Origin of the sequence: Halomonas sp. ND22Bw (genome assembly GCF_003011945.1) — a bacterium.
In the GTDB taxonomy this organism is placed as follows: domain Bacteria; phylum Pseudomonadota; class Gammaproteobacteria; order Pseudomonadales; family Halomonadaceae; genus Halomonas; species Halomonas halophila.
The window spans coordinates 1-315 of the sequence record NZ_PXWD01000510.1; the positions used below are offsets into that span (position 1 = coordinate 1).

1 protein-coding gene is annotated in these 315 nt (G+C 74.9%); it reads left to right on the forward strand.

Translation table 11 applies throughout. The features are described from left to right. A partial coding sequence (locus tag CVH10_RS19150; RefSeq protein ID WP_219924846.1) for a GNAT family N-acetyltransferase occupies positions 1-315 on the forward strand: 315 nt, incomplete at both ends.

Below are 315 nucleotides of genomic sequence, written 5' to 3' on the forward strand. Positions count from 1 at the left end.
GCCTGAGATGGACCCGGACCCGGCTATCCGGGCCGAGATCCTGGCGCCCCTCGTGGCCCACAACGAGGCCCAGGTGCCTAACGGCGACTGGGGCCTGCTCGCCGTCACGGTCCGGGACGAGAGCGGCGCCGTCGTCGGCGGCCTCTGGGGCCGCACCGGCTACGGCATGCTGTTCGTCGAACTCCTCGCCCTCGGTCCCGCCCGGGGGCAGGGCCTCGGACGCCGGGTGATGGCGCTGGCCGAGGACGCGGCCCGGCGGCGCGGGCTCGCCGGCATCTGGCTCGATACCTGGACCTTCCAGGCGCCGGCGTTCTA